Below are 21199 nucleotides of genomic sequence, written 5' to 3' on the forward strand. Positions count from 1 at the left end.
GCCACTAACTCTGTCGCTATCTCGATGTCGATGTCGATCACAACCGCATTCAGGTGAACCGTGCGATCTGGCAGATCGTGGTCTTGGTTTCCTGCATCATCGTCACCGAGTCATAGCCGTAGGTGGTGGCGGTGTTGATGGCCTCGCCGCGCACGATCGGCATCGCGCCCTCCGGGTAGTAGTCCTTCAGGTCCTTGCCCTGCCACCAGCCAGAGAAGTGGAACGGGATGAAGGCGGTATCCACGCCGACGCGCTCGGTCACCAGCGCGCGCACCTTGATGTGCGCGCCGGTGGGCGTGCTGACCCAGCAGTAGTCGCCGTTGCGGATGCCGCGATCGGACGCCGCGCGCGGGTTGATCTCGACGAAGTTCTCCTGCTGCAACTCGGCCAGCCACGGATTGGACCGGGTTTCCTCACCCCCGCCCTCGTACTCGACCAGGCGGCCGGAGGTGAGAATGATCGGGAACTTCTCGTAGAGCTTGTTCTCGACGTTGCGCTGCTGCAGCGACTTGTACAGCGTGGGCAGCCGCCAGAACGCCATCTTGTCGTCGTGCGTGGGGTACTTGGCGACCATGTCGGGCCGGGTGGAATACAGCGGCTCGCGGTGCTGCGGGATCGGGTCGGGGAAGTTCCACACGACGGCCCGCGCCTTGGCGTTGCCAAAGGGATGGCAGCCATGGTTCTTCAGCACCACGCGCTGGATGCCACCGGACAGATCCGTCTTCCAGTTCTTGCCCTCGGCCTTCTGCTTCTCGGCGTCCGTCAGCTCATCCCACCATCCCAGCTTCTTCAGCAGCACGTGGTCGAACTCCGGATAGCCGGTGGTAATGTCCGCGCCTTTCGAGTACGAGCCGTCCTCGGCCAGCAGGCTGACGCCATCGCGCTCCACGCCGAAGTTGGCGCGGAAGTTGCCGCCGCCGTCCATGACGTTGCGGCTGGTGTCATACAGGTTGGGCGAGCCGGGGTGCTTGAGCTCCGGCGTGCCATAGCACGGCCACGGCAGCCCAAAGTAATCGCCGGTCAGGTCGTAGCCGGTCAACGGATCCTTGCCGCCCAGGCAACGCAGCGTGCGCACGTCGAACTTCTCCATATTGCGCATATGCGACTTGAGCCGCTCGGGAGATTGCCCGGTGTAGCCGATGGTCCAGTTGCTGGCGTTGATCTCGCGCAGGATGGATTCGACTTCGGGCTCCATCCAGGTCCGGCCCGCGCGCTTGACCTCGTTGAGCTTGAAGTTCTTCGACAACTCCTTGCCAAAGCCGAGCCGGTCGGCGAAGGCCTGCATGATGGTGTGGTCCGGCATCGACTCGAACAGCGGCTCTATCACTTTCTCGCGCCACTGCAGCGAGCGGTTGGAGGCCGTGCAGGACCCGGTGGTCTCGAACTGCGTGCAGGCCGGCAGCAGGTAGACCGCGCGGTTCGGGTTGACCTTGTCGCCCTCTGCCGGCGGCATGTTGGCCATCGCGGCAGTGGCTGACGGATAAGGGTCGATCACCACCAGCAGGTCGAGCTTGTCGAGCGCCTTCTTCATCTCCAGGCCGCGCGTCTGCGAGTTGGGCGCATGGCCCCAGAAAAACACCCCGCGGACGTTGTTGTCCTGGTCGATCAGTTCAGGCTTTTCGGTAACGATATCGATCCAGCGCGACACCGTGGTGCCGGACTTCTCCATCATCGCCTGCGAGGCGTACTGCTTCTTGATCCATTCGTAGTCGACGCCCCACACCGCGGCGAAGTGCTTCCACGCCCCGGTGGCCAGGCCGTAGTAGCCCGGCAGGGAATCCGGGTTGGGGCCCACGTCGGTCGCGCCCTGCACATTGTCGTGGCCGCGGAAGATGTTGGCGCCGCCGCCCGACACGCCGATATTGCCCAGCGCCAGCTGCACCAGGCAGGAAGCGCGCACGATGGCGTTGCCGATGGTGTGTTGGGTCTGGCCCATGCACCACACCAGCGTGCTGGGCCGGTTCTTGGCCATGATCTCGGCAACCTGGCGGACCTGCGCCTCGGGCACGCCGCAGACTTCCTCGACCTTGTCCGGCGTCCACTTGGCGAGGACTTCCGCCTTGACCTTGTCCATGCCGTAGACGCGATCGTTGATGTACTTCTGGTCTTCCCAGCCGTTCTGGAAGATGTGGTACAGCACGCCGAACAGGAAGGCGATATCGGTGCCCGAACGGACCCGTACGTAGTGATCGGACTTCGCGGCCGTGCGGGTGTAGCGCGGATCGACCACGATCACCTTGCAGCCGTTCTCCTTGGCGTGCAGCAGGTGCAGCATCGACACCGGATGCGCCTCGGCCGCGTTGGAGCCGATATACAGCGCCGCGCGGGCGTTCTGCATATCGTTGTACGAGTTGGTCATTGCACCATAGCCCCAGGTATTGGCCACGCCGGCCACCGTGGTGGAGTGGCAGATGCGTGCCTGGTGATCGGTGTTGTTGGTGCCGAAGAAAGATACCCACTTGCGCAGCAGGTAGGACCCTTCGTTGCTGTGCTTGGAAGAACCGACGAAGAACATCGAATCCGGCCCGGTCTGCTGGCGGATCTCCTTCATCCTGGCGGTGATCTCGTCAAGCGCCTGGTCCCAGCCGATGCGCTGGTACTTGCCGTTGACCAGCTTCATCGGGTACTTCAGGCGGTACTCGCCGTGGCCGTGCTCGCGCAGCGCGGCGCCCTTGGCGCAGTGCGCGCCCATGTTGATCGGCGAATCGAAGACCGGGTTCTGGCGTACCCACACGCCGTTGTGCACCACGGCATCCACCGCGCACCCCACCGAGCAGTGGCCGCACACGGTACGGCGCACCACGATGTTGCCCTTGTCCTCGCCGCCGGCCGCCGCACCTGAAGCATCCGCGGCATCGGCCCGGCGCAACAGCGTCAGCTGCGAAGCCGCCAGCCCCGCGCCCACCCCGATGCCGGAGCGCTTGAGAAAGCTGCGCCGGTCCATGGTGGGCATGGCACCCGCCAGCCCGGCAGCCAGACGCTCGGAGAGCCGGCCGCCAGCGCGCTCGCCCGAGCCGCCAGCCAGTTGCGAAGATGCGCTGCCCTGCGCCGCGCGTTTGCGGGTCAAGATCATGTATCACCCCAGGATGGAAACGAGGTAGAGCGAGGCGTGCGCCAGGCGCGGCCACTCACACCAGCGTAGTCCGGTAGTACTTGCGAATATGCTCTGTGACCCGGTAACCGTCGCCGTCGGTCGACGTGACATCGGGAATGGCCGCCGCCAGGCTGGGCACGGCGGGCATGGCCGGACCGCGCGAAGTCAGCGCGGCGGCAGCGCCGGCAGCGGCAACGACCCCGGTGCCGGCAAGGAAGGCACGGCGCGCGGCCTTCGGCTGTTTGTCTTTCATTTGGGGGGCTCCTCGGCCGCTCCAGACCGATTACCAATCCTGTTATGAACGCTACTGCCTATTTTAGAATGATATGTGTCGAAAGACCATGACTCCCCGGGATTTCCATGATGGCAATCAAGAGCTTGCGTGCAATCAATGCATTTCCAGCGCGATCGCCTCGACCGCCATGAAGGCCTTCAGCAGCGCGGCCACGCGGGCGTAGAGGCACGCTTGCGGATGTGCCGCCGCGCTGTCGCACAGGGTTTCCACCCATGACTGCAGATGGCGCGAGAAAAAGTGCTGCTGCTCGGCAAGGTTGGACACGCCGGCGTCCTCGCCCGCCACCAGAAAGCGCATCACCTCGCACAATGTGGCGATGTGATCCTCGGTTTCGCTGACATTGTCCTGGCGCACCAGGCCATAGCGCGCCAGGTCGTCGCGCAGCGCCACCAGCGGGCGCTCATTGAGGAAGCCGGTCTGGTAGTAGGAGCCGTACAGCAGGACTTCCGGCTTGCCCACGCCGACGAACAATTGCTGGTATTCGTCGCTGGCTTGCTCGGCCGTGGTGACCGATGCTGCGTCGCACAAATCGTTCCAGGCGTCGCCCAGCGGCGTGGCGGCGTCCTCGCCGTGCGCGCGGTTGGCGGCGATATGGTGCAGCAGCGCGGCATCCGGCGCGCGATACAGCAGCGTAGCCAGCAGGCCGTACAGGTCTGCCCGGGCTGTGTCTTCTGCGTCGGGCGCCGCGTGGGCGACCGGAGGGATCAGCTGGATAGGCTGGAAATCTGTCATGTCGTGATGATTCTCAAGGATGGCCTGCTTGGCTACTGCAAGGCGTTGCCGCTGGCCTCGCCGCTGTTCTTTTCCATCATGTCGACGACGCGGCAATCGCCGCACATCTTCAGGCGCTCGGCGGCCTCGCCGGCAAACGCCGGGTGGCTCCCCAGCCGGGCCAGCATGGCGTGCACCATCTGGGCTGTGCCGAACGGCTTGGCGCAGCGAATGCAATGGAAGGGCTGGGTCTCGGCCAACGTCACGGTACGGCGCGCTTGCTCACCGGTGAGCAAGCGCGGCACCAGGGTGATGGCGTCTTCCGGGCAGGTCTTCTCGCACAAGCCGCACTGCACGCAGTTGCGCTCCAGCAAGCCCAGCACCGGCCGCTCGGGATTATCGCGCAGCGCTTGCGAGGGGCAAGCGCCAACGCAGGCCATGCACAGCGTGCAGCGCCCGGTGTCCACCGCCACCGCGCCCAGCGGCGCCCCGGCAGGCAGCGCAACGCTGGCGGCCGGGCGCGGCGCATTGCGCACGAGATGATCAAGCGCAAAATCCAGCGTCTCGCGCTTGGCGGCCGCCGCGTGGAACGCGGCGGGTGGCGCGGCTGGCCGGTTGCTCCCCGGCGCGGCCAGGGCCGATAGTTGCGCGTCCAGCGTGGCGGCATCCGGGCCATCCACCAGCGACAGGCATTCGCCGTCATAGCCGAGGCCCGCCAGAATGGCCTGCCCCACTGCTACCTGCGCGGCCAGCGCCGTACGGTATTGCGGGGCTTCGTCACCGGTGAGCATCACGGCGACGCGGCCCGCGCCCCAACAGATGGCCGCCAGCCACAACTCAAGCCCGCACGCGGCCGGGTGGAACAAGCCCACCGGAATCACATTGGGCAGCACGCCGTGGGCTTGGCCGGCGCGCGCGGCGCGGCCCAGCGCCAGGATGGGCGCATTGCCGTGTTCCTCGCCATGCAGCAACAGCGCAGCGTCGCGCCCGCCCGCAGCGCGGTAGGCCGAGATCAGGGTGCGCAAGCGCTCGCCGAGGTGATCCGGCTTGGGATAGGCATAGCTGATGGCGCCGCTCGGGCACACCGTGGTGCAGGCGCCGCAGCCCATGCACAGGTTCGGCGTGACCTCAATGCGGCCGCGCCCGTCGTGCCATTGCGAGTGGATCGCTTCGGTGGAGCAGATGTCGATACAGGCCGTGCAACCCGTGGTCTGGTTGCGGCCATGCGCGCAGAGTTTCTCCTTGTACTGGAAGAACTTCGGCTTCTCGAACTCGCCCACCAGCTGGACCAGCGTCAATGCCTGCGCCTGCTGGCGCAGCGCATCCGCGCCGGCGTACAGGTAGCCCTGCGGCGGCGCGTGCATGCGAAAGGCGGGCGTGTCGGCCAGGTCGAACACCAGGTCGAAGCGTTCCGTGGCAGTGGCGGCCGGGCGGTCGAAGTCGATCGCGGCGGCGGCGCCGCAGGCCTTCACGCAAGCGCGGTGCGAGCGGCAGCGGTCCAGGTCCACCTGGTAGCTGAAATCGATGGCGTCTTCCGGGCAAGCGTCGATGCAGGCATTGCAGCGCGTGCACAGGTCCAGGTCGATCGGGTTGCTGCGTCCCGCACCGGTCTCCCAGCTGGCCTCGAAGGCGCCCAGCCAGCCGCCGAGCTTGACCAGCTTGCCGCTGTGCACGGGGAACGCCCGCGAGGCGGGCAAGCCGGCCGGGGCCATGGCCCCGGCGGCGGCGGCGCTGAGCAGGACCGCAACGTCCAGGCCGGCTTCGGCCAGCTTGCCGGCCCAGGGGATCGCACGGTCGGCGGGGCCTAGCACCAGCACGGCGCCGCCGGACCGGTAGTCCACCACGGGCACCGGATCCGGGTCCGGCAGCGCGGCGGCGGCCAGCAGGGCAGCGATCTTGGCGTTGGCGGTTTTCGGGTCGCGCCGCGCCCCCTGCGACCAGCCACCGGTCTCGCGAATGTTGACGAAGCGCACGGGCGCGGTCATGGTGCCCTCGGCCTGGCGCCGGGCAGCTACCTCGGTAAACAGCGCGCGCTCCTGCGTGCAGGCCACGATGACATCGTCGGTGCCGGCGAGCGCAGCGGTGAAATCGCCAATCTCGCGGCGGCACAGCAGACGATGGACCTTGAGCGGCGTCTTCACGCCACCCGCGGGCACGGGAACATTGCCCGACAATGCCGCCCCGTCAAGCGGCATCGTGTCGTTGCAATTGCAGATCAGCGTCGGCATGGGGAGTGCGGCTGGCCGGCCTGGCCGCCCCCTTGGTTGGGAGTCTTGCCGCCGGCGGAATATGGGGGAAGCCTATTGTAGGCCGCGCCGCGGGCAGCGACTACGCGTGTTTGCCTGGGGCGCAAAGGCCGGCCGGGGACGCGGCAGGAGGCAAGCTGTCATCGGTGGCGGTGGCGGTGGCAATGCCAGCCTCCCCGGCCTCGCCGGCTGGTTGTGGCAACGCCGCGGGCGGTTCGGGCGGCACCGGGACAGCGTCCTGCGCATCAAGCCCTTCTTGCTGTGCGCGAGCCGCCGCCAGTTCCTCGTCGGTGGGCGCGAACAGCCCCAGCGTCTCGGACTGGCGCATGCGCCGCAGCACATCCAGCGGAATCGGATCGGGCTGGCTGTAGTCGTCGATATAGGTATCGAGGCCGTCCATCACGTTGAAATGCGGATCGGCGAACAGCGTCTTGAGCGCGGCGCGCTTCACGTTTTCGTCCACGCCGCGCGCGACGAAACGAGCGATGCTGTCGCCCGGCCGCAGCAAGGCGGCATCGGCTAGCGTGGGGAGCGGTTCAGCGGGTGGGGTTGGAACGGGGTCTGGCAGTGCCTGGGCTACTGGCGCATCCCTGCCGGGAGCCACGGCCGATTCCGGGGGCAGACGGGGCGCAGCCTCAAGCGGCTTGCCGTCGCGCGCCGCAGCCTTGCGGCGGGACCAGCGCGACAGAAAGGAAGCATCGCTCATGCGCGGCCTGCCTGCATCAGTAGCGCGCCCTGTCCTGCGGCGCCTTGAATGATTCCGGGCGCCGGCGTTTCTTGGGCTCGGGGCGGTAGTACTGGGCCACGTAGGCTTGCAGCCAATCCAGCTGCTCAGGGGCCAGCGGTACGTTCTCGACGGTTTCGCCGGCGTCGAGCCAGCGTCCGGCCTCGTTGTAGGATAGCGTCACCGTCACCGGCACCGGCAGCGGCTCGCCGTCGCGCGACGTCGGTACGGCAGCCTGCCCGCCCTCCTCTGCCATTCGCCACAGCACGAACCAGCAGGGCGCGGTGGAAGTGAGGTTGAGGTAGTAGCCCTCGGCCTCGTCACGGAACAGCGTGACGGCGTAGCCCGGGTACAGCCAGCGCGCGCCGTGTTCGTCCTGCGCCAGGCAGTGGGGCACGGCGCCGAACTCGCCAAGATCCGGCAGCACGGTGTCGAGTTCCCATTTCCAAGGCTGCCAGCGGCTAGCCAGCGGCACGCGGCGCATCACCACGGCCATGGTCACGCCAGGCCGGCCGGCGGGCACGGCGCCGGAGGCCGGGTTGCCTGCAGCAGAGTCGGCTGGCGTGTCCATGGGGATCAGGTGTTCTGCACCACGATGCTGGGGAACTTGCTGGTCATGTCGCGGGCGCGGTCGGCCACCTTGACGGCCACCTTGCGCGCCATGGCGCGGTACAGCTCGGCGATCGGGCTGTCAGGATCGGACACCACCGTGGGCCGGCCGGTATCGGCCTGCTCGCGGATCGAGCGGTTAAGCGGCATGCTGCCCAGCAGGTCCACGCCGTAGTCCGCGCACATCTTCTCGCCACCGCCTTCGCCGAAGATATGCTCGACGTGGCCGCAGCTCGGGCAGCAGTAGACAGCCATGTTCTCGACGATGCCAAGGATAGGGATGCCCACCTTCTCGAACATCTTCAAGCCCTTCTTGGCGTCCAGCAGGGCGATATCCTGGGGTGTGGTGACGATGACAGCACCCGTCACCGGCACTTTCTGCGACAGCGTAAGCTGGATGTCGCCGGTGCCTGGCGGCATGTCGACGATCAGGTAATCGAGATCGTGCCAGTTGGTCTGGCGCAGCAATTGCTCCAGCGCCGAGGTCACCATCGGGCCGCGCCACACCATCGGGTTGTCCTGCTCGATCAGGAAGCCGATCGAGTTGGCCTGCAGGCCGTGGCCTTCGAGCGGCTCCATGGTCTGGCCATCGGACGACTCCGGGCGGCCATCGATGCCCAGCATCATGGGCAGGCTCGGGCCGTAGATGTCGGCGTCGAGCATGCCCACGCGGGCACCCTCGGCGGACAGCGCCAGCGCCAGGTTGACGGCGGTGGTGGACTTGCCCACGCCGCCCTTGCCCGACGCCACGGCGATCACGTTCTTGACGCCCGGCAGCAGCTTGACGCCGCGCTGCACCGCGTGGGCCACGATGTGCATGCTGACGGCCACGTTGGCATTGGCCACGCCGGGCAACTGGCGCAGCGCATCCACCACTTGTTTGCGAATCGGTTCCAGCTGGCTCTTGCCGGGATAACCCAGCTCCACTTCCAGCGACACATCGCCGCCTTCGACCCGCACATTGCGAGCCGAACGGGTGGACACCAGATCCCGGCCCGTGTTGGGGTCGATCACGGTGCGCAGGACTTCGGTAACCTGGTCGACGGTGAGGCTCAAGACAATCTCCGCTACTGAATATGGGAATATGGGGGAAGGCGCGTACTTTATCAAAGTATGAGCGAAGTGCGGCGCAAGGGTAACGTGAGGGTAATGCGTGGGCGGCAAGCCCATATTCCGCACGTGGAATTACACGCACTTACAACTGTCACAGCAACAGGCTTGTGCACCCGGCATCATCTCCTTATTGTAGTGCGCCAGGAACGCGAGCCCGGTGAATACGGTCCGGGCCCTTGTATTCAGGTGCCTTCCGCGTTATTTCTAGCAATGTTGCGCGCACCACTTCAAAATCAGCCAAAAAAGCTTCGTCCTGAAGGAGAAAACATGAAACTCAAGCTCGTCAGCCTGGCCATTGTCGCCACCCTTGCCGCCGGCTGCGCCACGGAACAAGGCACCCAGGCCGCGGTCGGCACCGGCGTGGGCGCTGCGGTCGGCGCCGGCCTGGGCAACCTGATCGGCGGCAATACCACCGGCACGCTCGTCGGCGCCGCGGTTGGCGGGGCCCTGGGTGGGGCCACGGGTTACAACTGGAACGCAATCCGCGGCAAGCTGAACAAGGACACGGCGGGCACGGGCACGCAGATCACCGAGCAGCCGGACGGCTCGCTCAAGGTGAACATCCCCAGCCAGGTGACCTTCGATACGGACAGCGCCAGCATCAAGCCGTCGTTCCGCTCGGTGCTCGACCAGGTCTCGCAGACCCTTGCCCAGCAACAGGACGTCTCCGCCACCGTGGTGGGCCATACCGACAGCACCGGCAACCCGAACTACAACATGCAGCTGTCGCAGCGCCGCGCCCAGAGCGTCGCAACCTACCTGGGTGACCGAGGCGTTGCCCGGACCCGCCTGGCAGCCGAAGGACGGGGCCAGACCCAGCCGGTCGCGGACAATGCCACCGAGGCCGGGCGCGCACAAAATCGCCGGGTCGAAATTTATTTGAAACCAATTCAGAGATGATGCGGTCATAGAAACAGGTACCGCTTGTCACCGTTGCTGGCTCGCGATGGGTGGCTGACCTCCCGGGCGGTACCTGATTTCTCCTCCTTTTCCGTTGTGGAAAGCTGCGCCGGCTCTGACCGGCGCTTTTTTTGTCCTCAGCTTAATGAGTGGCTTTTGCATCACTAAATACTACTCAAAGCCCTCTCTTCCCCCTGTGCGCCGCCGCAGTGCACGCGCTGCCCGCCCCGCTTGTTAGAATAGCCCTCTCACGGTGCCCGCCCGACTTTGGCGGCGACGCCCCCGCCTTACCGTCCAACCCCCTCCTGACCGGCAATTCTTCCATGACCGCACGTCGCATCCTCGTTACTTCCGCCCTGCCCTACGCCAACGGCCAGATCCATATCGGCCACCTGGTGGAGTACATCCAGACCGACATCTGGGTGCGCTTCCAGCGCATGATGGCGAACGAGGTCTACTACGTCGGGGCGGACGATACGCACGGCACCCCGGTGATGCTGCGGGCCGAGAAAGAAGGCATTACGCCCAAGCAGCTGATCGATCGCGTGTGGACCGAGCACAAGCGCGACTTCGACAGCTTCATGGTGTCGTTCGACAATTACTACAGCACCGACTCGGACGAGAACAAGCAGCTCTCCGAGAAGATCTACCTGGCGCTGAAGGCCGAGGACCTGATCGCCGAGCGCGAGGTCGAGCAGTTCTACGACCCGGTCAAGAACATGTTCCTGCCGGACCGCTTCATCAAGGGCGAGTGCCCGAAGTGCGGCGCCAAGGACCAGTACGGCGACTCGTGCGAAGTCTGCGGCACCACCTACGTGCCCACCGACCTGAAAAACCCGTACTCGGTGGTGTCGGGCGCCACGCCGGTGCGCAAGTCCTCCGCGCACTACTTCTTCAAGCTGTCCGACCCGCGCTGCGAAACCTTCCTGCGCGAGTGGGTGGCTGACCTGGCCCAGCCGGAAGCGGCCAACAAGATGCAGGAATGGCTGGGCGCCGAAGGCGAGGCGTCCACGCTGTCCGACTGGGACATCTCGCGCGATGCGCCCTACTTCGGCTTCGAGATTCCCGGCGCTCCCGGCAAGTATTTCTACGTGTGGCTGGATGCACCGATCGGCTACTACGCCAGCTTCAAGAACCTGGCCGAAAAGAAGGGCATCGATTTCGACGCCTGGGTAGGCCCGCACTCCACCGCCGAGCAGTACCACTTCATCGGCAAGGACATCCTGTATTTCCATACGCTGTTCTGGCCAGCCATGTTGCGCTTCTCTGGCTACCGCACGCCCACCAACGTGTTCGCGCACGGCTTCCTGACGGTGGACGGCGCCAAGATGAGCAAGTCGCGCGGCACCTTCATCACCGCGCAGAGCTATATCGACACCGGCATGAACCCGGAATGGCTGCGCTACTACTTCGCCGCCAAGCTCAACGCCAGCATGGAAGACCTCGACCTGAACCTCGATGACTTCATTGCGCGCGTGAACAGCGACCTGATCGGCAAGTACGTCAACATTGCCAGCCGCGCCGCCGGCTTCCTGGTCAAGCGCTTCGACGGCGTGGTGGACGAGGCCGCGCTGGCCCACCCGCTGCTCAAGCAATTGCGGGAAGCCGCGCCGCAAGTGGCACAGTTCTATGAAGCCCGCGAGTACAGCAAGGCGCTGCGCCTGGTGATGGAGCTCACGGATTCGGTGAACGCCTTCGTCGACACGGAGAAGCCGTGGGAGCTGGCACGCGACGACAGCAAGCGCGCGGCCCTGCACGCTGCCTGCTCGGTCTCGCTGGAAGCCTTCCGCCTGCTCACCGTCTACCTCAAGCCGGTGGTGCCGCAAATGGCCGCTGGGGTTGAGCGCTTCCTCAATATCGAGCCGCTGGACTGGCGCGGCATCGACAAGCAACTGTCGGCTTCGCGCCCGGTGCAGCCGTATTCGCACCTGATGACGCGCGTGGATGCCAAGCAGGTCGATGCGCTGCTGGCGGCCAACCGCGACTCGCTGCAGGCCACCGCGCCCGCCGGTGAAGCGGATGGCGCCGCCGCATCGATCGAGCCCATCGCCGACACCATCACGATCGACGACTTCGCCAAGATCGACCTGCGCGTGGCCAGGATCGTGGACTGCCAGAAGGTGGAAGGATCGAGCAAGCTGCTGCAGCTCACGCTGGACCTGGGCGAAGGCAAGACGCGCAACGTCTTCTCCGGCATCCAGTCGGCCTACACGCCCGAGCAGCTGGTGGGCAAGCTCACCGTGATGGTGGCCAACCTGGCTCCGCGCAAGATGAAGTTCGGGCTGTCCGAGGGCATGGTGCTGGCCGCATCGGCAGCGGATGAGAAGGCCACGCCGGGCCTGTGGATCCTGGAGCCGCACGAAGGCGCCGTGCCGGGCATGCGCATTGGCTGACCCGCGGGGGCGGTGAGGCGCGCCAGCGCCGAGCCGCCAACGCGCCATGGCGCCGGCGCCGATTGACGCCACGCCGCCGGGAAGCCCATACTGCACCCATGCCCGACAGGGTGTTGATGGGATTTCCTGGCATGCCCGACAGCGTTCCCGGCCACGCCCCTTCTGGCACGCCAGCGCCGCCGCCCGCTGGCGGCAGGCTGCGCCTGCGCCAGCCCTTCCCCCTCGCCGCCTTCCACCCGCGCCTGCTCGACAGCCTGCGCGACTACAACCGCGCCCTCTTCTTCAAGGACCTCGCCGCCGGCCTCACCGTGGGCGTGGTGGCGCTGCCGCTGGCGATGGCCTTTGCCATCGCCTCCGGGATGCCACCGCAGGCCGGTCTGTTTACCGCCATCATCGCGGGCTTCCTGATCGCCGCGCTGGGCGGCTCGCCGGTGCAGATCGGCGGTCCCGCCGGCGCCTTCATCGTCATCGTCTACGGCATCGTGGCGCGCTACGGCGTGGCCAACCTGCTGATCGCTACCATCCTGGCGGGCGGCCTGCTGTTCGCCATGGGGCTGTTCCGGCTAGGCACCCTGATCCGCTTTATCCCCGTGGCCATCGTGATCGGCTTCACCAACGGCATCGCGGTGCTGATCATGGTCTCGCAGATCGCCGATTTCCTTGGCCTGCAAACCGGCAAGCTGCCTGGCAACTTCCTTTCGCAGATGCGTGTGCTGGGGCGCGCCCTGCCCACGGTGTCCTGGCCCACGGTAGCGCTGGCGGTCAGCTCGCTGGTGGTGGTGGCGGGCTGGTCGCGCCTGGCCCTGCTGGCAGGCAAGCGCTGGCGCCCCGTATCGACGGTTGCGGCAAACCCGGCAAACCCGCCCAATGCGCACGGCCGCCTTGGCCGTGCGCTGGCCATGGTTCCCGGCACGGTGATAGCGCTGGTGCTAGCCACCGCGGCCAATGGCCTGCTGCACTTGCCGGTGGAGACCATCGGCACGCGCTTCGGCGGTATTCCGCAGGGCCTGCCGCCGTTTGCGCTGCCGCAACTGAGCTGGCAACTGGTCCAGCAGCTGGTGGCGCCCACCCTGACCATCGCCCTGCTCGGCGCCATCGAATCGCTGCTCTGCGCACGCGTGGCCGACAGCCTGATCGACGACCGCCACGATCCCAACCAGGAGCTGATGGCGCAGGGCATCGCCAATATCGTCACGCCGTTCTTCGGCGGCCTGCCGGCCACGGGCACCATCGCCCGTACCGTCACCAACGTGCGCAGCGGCGGGCGCACGCCGGTGGCTGGCATGATCCACGCCGCCACGCTGTTGCTGATCGTGCTGGTGGCGGCGCCACTGGCCAGCGCCATCCCGCTCGCCACGCTGGCCGCCATCCTGCTCTACGTGGCGTGGAACATGGGCGAGTGGCATATGTTCGGGCTGACGCACCTGAAGCGCTACAGCAACAACTACCGCATCATCCTGCTCGGCACCTTCGTGCTGACCGTGGTGTTCGACCTGACCGTGGCGGTGCAGGTAGGACTGGTGCTCGCCTGCCTGTTCTTCATCTACCGCATGGCCGCGCTCACGCAGATCGAGGCGATCGCGCCGGCCGCGCTGCCCCCGGCGGCCGACGGCAGGCCGCTGCCGGCCGGCGAGGTGGCGGCCTATCACATGACCGGCGCGCTCTTCTTCGGCGCCGTCAACAAGGTGGAAGCGCTGATCGACCCGCGCGACCGTACCCAGCCGGTGCCGGCGGTGCTGATCCTCGACGTGGGCAAGCTGGTGGCGCTGGACACCACCGGCCTGGACACACTGGACGCCTTGCGCAAGACGCTGGCGCGGCGTGGCGGCACGCTGGTGATCTGCGCCGCGCCGGCACAGGTGATGTCGCTGATGCGGCGCGCGGGCTTCCTGGAACAGATGGGCACGGCAAACTATTGCGACACGCTGGCCGCAGCCTGTGCCAGGGCCGGCGTGTTGCTCGCCGAGCGGGCCGAGCGGCCCGCTGCAGGCTAACCGCCCTGCAGCCTCTCGTCGCTGCGCGAGGTGTGCGTCACCTTGCCATCGGCGTTGAAATGCACGTTGAAGAACGCCTTCTCCTGCGCGCTTTCCCACCAGCGGTAGCCCCACACCTCTTCCTTCTTGAGCGCGAAGGCTTCCACCTTGGTAGGCTTGCCGACCAGGCGGCGGATATCGTCTCGGCTCATGCCGGCGCGCACGCGCGCGAAGTTCTCCGCGGTCAGCACCTGCTCGATGGCGCGCACCTTGCCATCGGCGCCGATCGTCACCATCCAGGTGGTGGCGCCTTCCGGGCCGCGCGGGTATTCCAGCCGGCGGCCGCCGTCCTCTTCTTCCCAGGTGATCTCCGGGCGCCCGGCCTGCTTGCGCACGTCGTCCTCGCTGGATTCGCCCACCACGATGCCCTTGAACAACTGGCTATCGGGCTTGACCGAGTTCCAGGTGGCGTGCGCGGTATCGCCCGCCTTCTTCATCGCTTCGTCGACCTTTTGCTGGTCGCACCCGAACAGGGCAAGCACGGAGGAAATCAGTCCCATGGCGGCGAGGCGTCGGTAAGACGCGGCAGTGGCGGAGGTGGGCGGCACGCGGATCATGGCGCGTGTCTCAAGGCTGCTCGGGCGCGGCTGCGTCCGTTGCATTGCTGTCGGCATCCTGGCTGGCATCGGTCTGGCTCCTCGCGGTTCCGGCGCGGCCCGACGCGCCCGTGAACAAATTGCCCCAACTGTCGAAGCGGCGGTTAAACAGCACCGAGAGCCCGTTGATCGAGCCGCCCTTGGCAATCAGCGACCAGCGCCGCGAGAATGCCCAAGTCAGCTTGACCACGTTGCTGGCGCTGGTCAGGCTCTGCTCATAGCCTACCGAGATCTTCTCGGTCACGGCCTTGCCCACGCTGACCACCTGCTGGTCGTTGAGGCCGGCCGCGCTAGGCCCGATCGAAAACTCGTCGATGCCCAGATGCTGCACGATCCCCTTGCCCGCGCGCCCGCCCAGCATGCCCAGCGCGGCACCGCCCAGGGCTCCCGCACTGAGTTGTTGCTGCTGTCCGGCCGCCGCGCTTTCCGCGCCGTAGCCGAACATCAGCCATGACAGCTTATCCTCCTCGGGCACATTTGGCTCGGACACCAGCTTGACGCGCGGCAGGCGTACCGTGCCGGTCACCTCCACCCCCGCCTCCACTTCCTGGTTGCGGCGCATGGCGCGGATATTGAGGTTGGGATTGTCCACCGGCCCGTTGAAATTGACGATGCCGCGCTCGATGTTGAGCTTGCGCCCGAACGCCTCATAGGTGCCGTCGGTCACGCGGATGGTGCCGGTGGCGCGCAGCGGCGTCAGCGGGGCGCTGCGCACGCCAAGTTGGCCGTTCAGGCGCAGGTCCGCGCCGGCCCCGCGGAAACGGAAATTGTCGCCAAGGTCGAGCGTGAGATCGATCAGCGGGCTGAAGCGGCTGGCCGGCCTGGCCTCCGGCAACGGCGTGGCGGCGGTCTTGATCTCGCGCTGGTCGCGGCGGCGCACCACCACTACGTCGTCGCCCAGCTCCGGGGCGCCGGCCTTGGGCAGGTCGAACAAGCCGCGATCCACGCGGAACTTGCCGCGGATCACGATCTGGCGGTTCTCGTTGGCGATGCTGGCATCGCCGGAAATGATCAGCGTGCGCTCGGGGCTGGCAAAGAGCTGGAGCTTGTCGGCCACGATCTTGCCCGTCAGGTTGGGATCGGTCTCGCCCAGCTTCACGTTGCCGGTGGCCACGATCTTGCCGTCGCCGCCGCGGAACTCCACCTGCTTGAGCTCGATGGTGTTCTGGTCGAGCACCACATGCACGATGCCATCGGTCAGCTGGATGCCGAGGTCGTAGAGGGTGATGGCGATGCCGGTACCGTCGATCGTGCCGGTAAGGAGGGGCTGCCCGACGCTGCCCGCCAGTTGCAGAACTGCCGCCAGCTTGCCATCGAACGCGTATTGCGGGCCGCTCAGCGCCTCCAGCGACTTGATCTTCGGCACATCCAGCGAAACCTTGCCCGCCAGCGTGGAAGCCGGCGTCACCGTCATCAGGCCCTGCTCCTGGATCAGCCCGGCGGACGCGTCTACCACCACCTTGCCGACCCGTGCGGCCTCGATGCCGCCTTTCAGGTTGACGCGGCTGCCGGCAAACTCGGCGCGCAGCGCGGTTTCGCCCAGGCCCAGCGCGGTGTAGCCCCGCCCGGCACTCACCGAGACGTCGCCGCTGCGCCGGCGCAGCTCGGCAAAGCCGGAGGCAGACTCGGCCAGCGTGATGTTCCAGCGGCCGTCCAGGACCAGGTCCGAGCGCACCGGCGGCGCTTCGCCCGTCAAGGCCTCGGCCAGGCGCAGCAGGTTGGCCACCTGCAGGCCATCGAGGTTGCCCTGGGTGCGGATGCGGCCGTGGTCGAAATCAAAGCTGTCCACAGTCACGCGGGCGCGCTCGAACTGCAGGCTGGCCGCGCCGAGATGCACGCGCTGGTCCGCCACCTGCAGCTGCGTCGGCGCGATCAGCCGCACGTTGACCGTGCCGCGCTCCTCCAGGGTGCCGATGGTGCCCTTCCACCCCGCCGCCCCCTGCCAGGCGCCCTGCCCCGACAAGGCGAGTTGCATCGGCTTGTCGTGCAACGCGCCGGCCACTTTCAGGTCGAAGGCATGACTGGCCTGGGTGCCGCTGAGCAAGGCATCGAGCGTGCGCAGCGTGGCGACCGGGCCGCGATAGTCGCGGGCGTGCAGTTTCAGCGCGAGCGTGCCGTTCAGCCCCCCGCGCAACTCGGCGCTGCCGCTGGCGCTGGCCACGTGGTGCGGGCCCACCACCAGCGACTGCGCGTCATAGCTGGCCACGATCTCCGGCCGCGCCAGCGTGCCGGTGACGTCCGCGTCGAGCTTTAACACGCCGGCCACGCCGAACTTGAGCCGATCGAGCTGCGGCGCATCCACATGCACTTTCAGGCGATCGCCGCGTGCGCCAAAGCTGCCGTTGATCTGGGCCTGGTTGCCCGCCATCTCCAGCGTGGCCTGGCTCGGCAGCAGGCGCTCGCCGGCCAGGCGCAGCTTGCCCTCGCCACGCATCGGCAGCCCCGCATAGACGCTGTCGCGCACCGCGAAGTCCAGCGCCACGCGGTGCTCCGGTGCTAGCGTGCCGCTGGCGGTGAACTCCGCATTGATGCGACCAGGCGCCACCTCGGCCACGCGGGCCGGGTCGAAATTGATCAGCTTGCCCTTGAAGCTGAAGGGCTGCGCGTCCTTCAGCGACAGCTTGCCATCGGCGTTGAGCGTGCCCGCGCCGATGCCGGCGCGCAGCGAGGTCAGCGTCACCGCCTCGCCATCCAGATGCGCATCGGCAAACAGCTTGTACTCGCCGCCGGCCAGGTCCAGCGCCACGCTCTTGCGGCCGGGCTCCATGCGCAAGCTCACCGGCCCGGACAGGCGCACGCGCTTCAGGCTGCCATAGAGAGCCTGCGGGTCGAGGTTGCGCACGTCGAGGTCGAAGCCGCCGCGGCCATCGCGCAGCGCGCCACCGCCGCGGATCTCGCCGCCGCCGGCCAGCGCCACCTGCAGGTCGCGCACCATCTGCGCTGCCTCGCTGACCTCGATATGCGCTTGTACCGATTCCACCGGCAGGCGCTCGGCGTCAAGCTTGCCGGCCTCGTGGTTGACGATGCGCACGTCGCCCGCCACGCGCAGGGGCGCGCTGTCGTGGGCGCTGCCAGGCTTGGCAGCGGGAGCGGAAGCCGGGGTGGCCTGCGCCGGCGTGGCCGCGCCATCCACCGGGCGCAACTCGGCCTGCACGGAGAGATTGGCGCGCGGCGCCGACGCGCTGAACAAGCGCGGGTTGATGTGCTCGCCATTGACCAGCACATGCGTGAACGGCACCTTGCCAAACGGCGTCAGGTCGGCCTCGGCACGGCCGCGCAGGCGATCACCGCTGGCCTCGGCTTGCGCGTGCAGCATGGCAAGCGAGCCACGCACATTGGCGCTGATGCTAAAGGATTCCTTCTGCCAGCTGCCCTCCAGCAGCGCGGCGCCGTTCAGCGCAAACGGCGCCTGGCCGGCGATCTGCGCATTAGCGGCCAGCTTGCCGTATGGCGTGACCAACCGTTCCACGCTGAGGCGGTGGCGTTGCCCGTCGGAATGCAGCGAGCCCGCCAGGTCGCTGAACACCATCTCGCTGGGCGTAGCCGGCGGCCCTTGCAGCAAGGTCAGGCGGTCCAGCGTGAGCGTATCCACGTCCACCGCCAACGGCAGGTCGAGCGATCTGGGCAAGGAGGCGGGCGCGTTGTCAGGCTGCGACGGCGCCAAGCGCAGCGTGACGGCGCCCACGCGCAGCGCGCTGACATGCAAGCGGGTCGGCGACCAGCCAAGCGCCCAATTGCCGTCGACACGGTCAATCGTCACCCGTGTCTCGCCGGTGGCAAACACCACATCGCGCAACCGCAGGCCATGCGCCACCGTGCCGCCTTCGAGCTTGCCAGACAACGCGCCTGAGGACAGGTGCGTGGCCAGCGACCACAACTGGCGCGTACCGGCCTCCGTACGCAAGGCCAGCACCACCGCCGCAACCGCCGCCAGCACCAGCAACAGCACCACCACGACGCACCACGCCAGCCAGCGCCCGAGGCGCGTGCGGCGCGGCCGCGCCGGCCCGGGCGGAACCTCGCCGGAGGCGGGAACGGGAGGCATGTCGGGAATGCTCATGTGGCAAATAGCCTGCAACTGCGTTCATGGAGGACGCCGTGCTGGCGACCTGGCCGCATCGTCATCGTCAGGTCAATCATCAGAACGCGACTCCCAGCGCGATATGCGGGCGGAACTGCTTTTGCTGGATGCCGTAGCCCACGTCGAGCTTCACCGGCCCCACCGGGCTGCGCCAGCGCGCACCGATGCCCACGCCGTTGTAGAGCTTGACGCCCGTCAGGTTGTCGGTGGCGGTGCCCACGTCCCAGAAGATCGCGGCGCCCCAGTCATGCAGGAACCAGTACTGGTACTCCAGGCTCCCGGTGGCGAGGTACTTGGCCGGCAGCACGCTGGCGCCGTTGCGGGTGCCGATCGACTGGTAGCCGTAGCCCCGGATCGAATCCGTGCCGCCCGCCCGAAAACGCAGCGAGGCGGGGATCTTGGTGACGTCGCCGTTGGTGATATCCGCGCCGAGCTCCAGCCTGGCCAACACCAGGTCGCGCTTGCCCACGGGCACGTACTGGCGGATACGCCCGTACAGGCGGAAGAAGGTTTCGTCGCTCATTATGTGCTTGGCGGCCACGCCCACCTGCGTGCTGATCACGTTGCCGCGGCGCGGGAACACCAGGTTGTCCACGTCGCGCCGCGTCCAGGCAAAGGCAGGCACCAGCGCCCGGCTGAGCTGGTTCGCCTCGCCAAAGGGCTGCAGGTTGTCGTAGTAATAGTCAAGCGAGATGGTGGTGTCGTAATTCTCGCGCGAGCGGGACCGTTTCAGGCCGGTGCGCAGGCTGGTCAGGTCGGTGCTTTCGAGGTCGATGGTGCGTTCGTAGCTGGCGTAGGCACTGTTGCGGTACGTCCTGCTGTCCGGCGGCATCGCGATCTCGCCGAACACATATTGGCGCTTTTGCTCGATGCGCGCTTGCGAGTCGAACACCCAGGCGCGGTTGAACAGGTTGTAGTAAGAGTATCGGCCTTCGACCTGGGCGCCGGTATCGGTGGTGTAGCCCACGCCGGATGACAGCCGATTGACGGGATACTCCCGCACCCGGACGTACACCGGCACGGTGACCTTGTCGGCGCTCATGTCGACCTTGGGCGCGGCGACCCGGTCCGGATTGGTGTTGGCAATCTTGCCGTCCTCCGTCGTCTCCTGCTCGCCAAGGTCGATCTGCACATTGGAGAAATACGGCTGGTTCTGGATCGCGCGCTGGAATTCCAGCAAGCGCTCCACGCGGTACGGCTCGCCCTCATACAGCGGATTGACGTTGCGGATGATCTGCTCGGGATAGCGCCGCAGCCCGCTGATCATCAGCGGCCCCATGCTGTAGGCCGGGCCGCTGGCAAAGCGCGCGCTCAGGTCCGCCGCGTGCTCGTCCGGCTCGATGCGGGCTTGCGAGCCGGTCAGGCGGGCGCCATAGTAGGTGTTGCTCTGCAGCGCCACCAGCGCGTCTTCCTTGGCCTTGTCCCAGTCCGCCTGGCGAAACGGCGCGGCTACCGGCAGGCCCCACTTGGCCCTGATTTCGGCGATCCGCTCCGGCGACTGGCTGGCGGCCGGGCCCGTCACGCCCACGTCGACGGCGCGAATCACCGTGCGCGCGCCCAGTTCCACCGTGATGTGCACGGTACGCTCGTCGCCGCTGCCATCCACTTTGGTGGTGGTCTGCGGATCGAAATAGCCTTCGGTGGAAGTGAACTGGCGGACCTGCTCGCCCACGGTCTCGACCATATAGTTGAACTGGTCGGGCGAGATATCGTCGCGGGTGCGATAGCGCGACAGGTCCAGGTGGTCCTGCAGGATTTCCTTGATCGGCTTGGGCGCGTCGACCTCGACTTCATAGGCGGCGGCGGCAGGCCCCGCGGATAGCATCAGGGCCGCCAGCAGCGGGGGCATCAGGCGGCGCAGCACGGCCGGCGCCACCGGCAGTCCGCCGGCAGGGGCGGCAAGGCCGGCGGGCATGGTGCACGGGTTCCCTGGGTCCATCCTCATCGATCGATGCACGTCACGCAAAGTCGACATTTGACCACACCCGCGCGGCCGGCCTGTCCGGCGCCGCCAAAAAGACCGCCGCGACCGTCGCCACAGCAGTCACCACAGCGCTCACCACAACCATCGCCGAAAGCGAGAGCAAGGGATGAAAACGGCAGAATCGCGCGCAATCCCGTTGCCGGGCCCGCCGATACGGTAAAATCCCCGCTGTTTGTTAATCTCACCCTGTTTCCCGCCATGGCTGCCTACGAATCGGATATCACCCAGTTCCTGAAGTCGCTCAAGGACGAGCGCCCTTCCCTGGAAGCGGAACAACGCCAGGGCCGTGCCCTGCTGTGGGACAAGAGCCCGATCAACCTCGAAGAACGTGCCCGTGCCGACGCCTCGCGCGTGGCGCAAAAGCCGTACGTCTACGCGCTGGACTAAAGTCCTTACCCGCCACATCGCCCCGCCCCCGAG

The 21199-nt window shown here is 67.1% G+C and carries 14 protein-coding genes; 4 read left to right on the forward strand and 10 right to left on the reverse strand.

Annotation, left to right across the window (positions count from 1 at the left end):
* Positions 1-49 precede the first annotated feature (49 nt).
* The 7 genes from AC1RWI_RS27715 to apbC form a co-directional block, all read right to left on the reverse strand.
* Positions 50-3073: a molybdopterin-dependent oxidoreductase gene (locus AC1RWI_RS27715; protein WP_043348780.1), complete on the reverse strand. Its 3024-nt coding sequence runs from the start codon at positions 3071-3073 to the stop codon at positions 50-52.
* A gap of 55 nt (positions 3074-3128) precedes the next feature.
* Complete coding sequence (locus tag AC1RWI_RS27720) at positions 3129-3347, reverse strand: formate dehydrogenase (RefSeq protein WP_043348783.1); 219 nt, start codon at positions 3345-3347, stop codon at positions 3129-3131.
* A gap of 135 nt (positions 3348-3482) precedes the next feature.
* On the reverse strand, positions 3483-4121 hold the full coding sequence (locus tag AC1RWI_RS27725) for a TorD/DmsD family molecular chaperone (protein WP_043348785.1): 639 nt from the start codon (positions 4119-4121) through the stop codon (positions 3483-3485).
* A 32-nt stretch (positions 4122-4153) separates the two neighbouring features.
* Entirely contained in the window at positions 4154-6328 is a 2175-nt protein-coding gene (locus AC1RWI_RS27730) for a 4Fe-4S binding protein (protein ID WP_492869910.1), read from the reverse strand.
* Positions 6329-6428: 100 nt separating this feature from the next.
* Positions 6429-7052 (reverse strand): DUF3306 domain-containing protein, encoded by a 624-nt coding sequence (locus tag AC1RWI_RS27735; RefSeq protein ID WP_082054915.1) that lies wholly within the window; start codon positions 7050-7052, stop codon positions 6429-6431.
* A 16-nt stretch (positions 7053-7068) separates the two neighbouring features.
* Complete coding sequence (locus AC1RWI_RS27740; RefSeq protein ID WP_043348792.1) at positions 7069-7641, reverse strand: DUF3305 domain-containing protein; 573 nt, start codon at positions 7639-7641, stop codon at positions 7069-7071.
* 5 nt (positions 7642-7646) lie between these two features.
* Positions 7647-8735 (reverse strand): iron-sulfur cluster carrier protein ApbC, encoded by a 1089-nt coding sequence (gene apbC / locus AC1RWI_RS27745; RefSeq protein WP_043348796.1) that lies wholly within the window; start codon positions 8733-8735, stop codon positions 7647-7649.
* A 324-nt stretch (positions 8736-9059) separates the two neighbouring features.
* Between apbC and AC1RWI_RS27750 the strand changes: the two genes are divergently transcribed.
* The 3 genes from AC1RWI_RS27750 (at position 9060) to AC1RWI_RS27760 (ending at position 14079) form a co-directional block, all read left to right on the forward strand.
* Positions 9060-9692 (forward strand): YiaD family glycine zipper/OmpA-like lipoprotein, encoded by a 633-nt coding sequence (locus AC1RWI_RS27750; RefSeq protein ID WP_492869911.1) that lies wholly within the window; start codon positions 9060-9062, stop codon positions 9690-9692.
* Between the two features lie 323 nt (positions 9693-10015).
* Positions 10016-12085: a methionine--tRNA ligase gene (gene metG, locus AC1RWI_RS27755; RefSeq protein ID WP_043348804.1), complete on the forward strand. Its 2070-nt coding sequence runs from the start codon at positions 10016-10018 to the stop codon at positions 12083-12085.
* A 131-nt stretch (positions 12086-12216) separates the two neighbouring features.
* Positions 12217-14079: a SulP family inorganic anion transporter gene (locus AC1RWI_RS27760; RefSeq protein ID WP_082054916.1), complete on the forward strand. Its 1863-nt coding sequence runs from the start codon at positions 12217-12219 to the stop codon at positions 14077-14079.
* Here the strand turns inward: AC1RWI_RS27760 and bamE are convergent.
* The 3 genes from bamE to AC1RWI_RS27775 form a co-directional block, all read right to left on the reverse strand.
* Positions 14076-14618, reverse strand: a complete 543-nt coding sequence (gene bamE / locus AC1RWI_RS27765; RefSeq protein ID WP_043352217.1) for an outer membrane protein assembly factor BamE domain-containing protein — start codon at positions 14616-14618, stop codon at positions 14076-14078. The genes AC1RWI_RS27760 and bamE overlap by 4 nt on opposite strands.
* Positions 14619-14685: 67 nt before the next feature.
* Positions 14686-18774, reverse strand: coding sequence for a translocation/assembly module TamB domain-containing protein (locus AC1RWI_RS27770; RefSeq protein ID WP_492869912.1), 4089 nt, complete (start codon positions 18772-18774; stop codon positions 14686-14688).
* Between the two features lie 79 nt (positions 18775-18853).
* Positions 18854-20710, reverse strand: a complete 1857-nt coding sequence (locus AC1RWI_RS27775; RefSeq protein ID WP_492869913.1) for an autotransporter assembly complex protein TamA — start codon at positions 20708-20710, stop codon at positions 18854-18856.
* Positions 20711-20977: 267 nt separating this feature from the next.
* On the opposite strand from AC1RWI_RS27775, the gene AC1RWI_RS27780 reads away from it, so the two are divergent.
* Positions 20978-21166, forward strand: a complete 189-nt coding sequence (locus tag AC1RWI_RS27780) for a DUF3460 family protein (RefSeq protein WP_043348812.1) — start codon at positions 20978-20980, stop codon at positions 21164-21166.
* Positions 21167-21199 lie beyond the last annotated feature (33 nt).

This window comes from Cupriavidus sp. MPR-AND1C (assembly GCF_058809705.1).

Excerpts from the sequence above, each read along its gene's own strand:
- AC1RWI_RS27775 (WP_492869913.1), bottom strand. The coding sequence starts at position 20,710 with ATGCCCGCCGGCCTTGCCGCCCCTGCCGGCGGACTGCCGGTGGCGCCG.
- AC1RWI_RS27760 (WP_082054916.1), top strand. The coding sequence starts at position 12,217 with ATGCCCGACAGCGTTCCCGGCCACGCCCCTTCTGGCACGCCAGCGCCG.
- AC1RWI_RS27750 (WP_492869911.1), top strand. The coding sequence starts at position 9,060 with ATGAAACTCAAGCTCGTCAGCCTGGCCATTGTCGCCACCCTTGCCGCC.
- metG (WP_043348804.1), top strand. The coding sequence starts at position 10,016 with ATGACCGCACGTCGCATCCTCGTTACTTCCGCCCTGCCCTACGCCAAC.
- bamE (WP_043352217.1), bottom strand. The coding sequence starts at position 14,618 with ATGGGACTGATTTCCTCCGTGCTTGCCCTGTTCGGGTGCGACCAGCAA.
- AC1RWI_RS27725 (WP_043348785.1), bottom strand. The coding sequence starts at position 4,121 with ATGACAGATTTCCAGCCTATCCAGCTGATCCCTCCGGTCGCCCACGCG.
- AC1RWI_RS27740 (WP_043348792.1), bottom strand. The coding sequence starts at position 7,641 with ATGGACACGCCAGCCGACTCTGCTGCAGGCAACCCGGCCTCCGGCGCC.
- AC1RWI_RS27715 (WP_043348780.1), bottom strand. The coding sequence starts at position 3,073 with ATGATCTTGACCCGCAAACGCGCGGCGCAGGGCAGCGCATCTTCGCAA.
- AC1RWI_RS27720 (WP_043348783.1), bottom strand. The coding sequence starts at position 3,347 with ATGAAAGACAAACAGCCGAAGGCCGCGCGCCGTGCCTTCCTTGCCGGC.
- AC1RWI_RS27780 (WP_043348812.1), top strand. The coding sequence starts at position 20,978 with ATGGCTGCCTACGAATCGGATATCACCCAGTTCCTGAAGTCGCTCAAG.
- AC1RWI_RS27770 (WP_492869912.1), bottom strand. The coding sequence starts at position 18,774 with ATGAGCATTCCCGACATGCCTCCCGTTCCCGCCTCCGGCGAGGTTCCG.
- AC1RWI_RS27730 (WP_492869910.1), bottom strand. The coding sequence starts at position 6,328 with ATGCCGACGCTGATCTGCAATTGCAACGACACGATGCCGCTTGACGGG.
- AC1RWI_RS27735 (WP_082054915.1), bottom strand. The coding sequence starts at position 7,052 with ATGAGCGATGCTTCCTTTCTGTCGCGCTGGTCCCGCCGCAAGGCTGCG.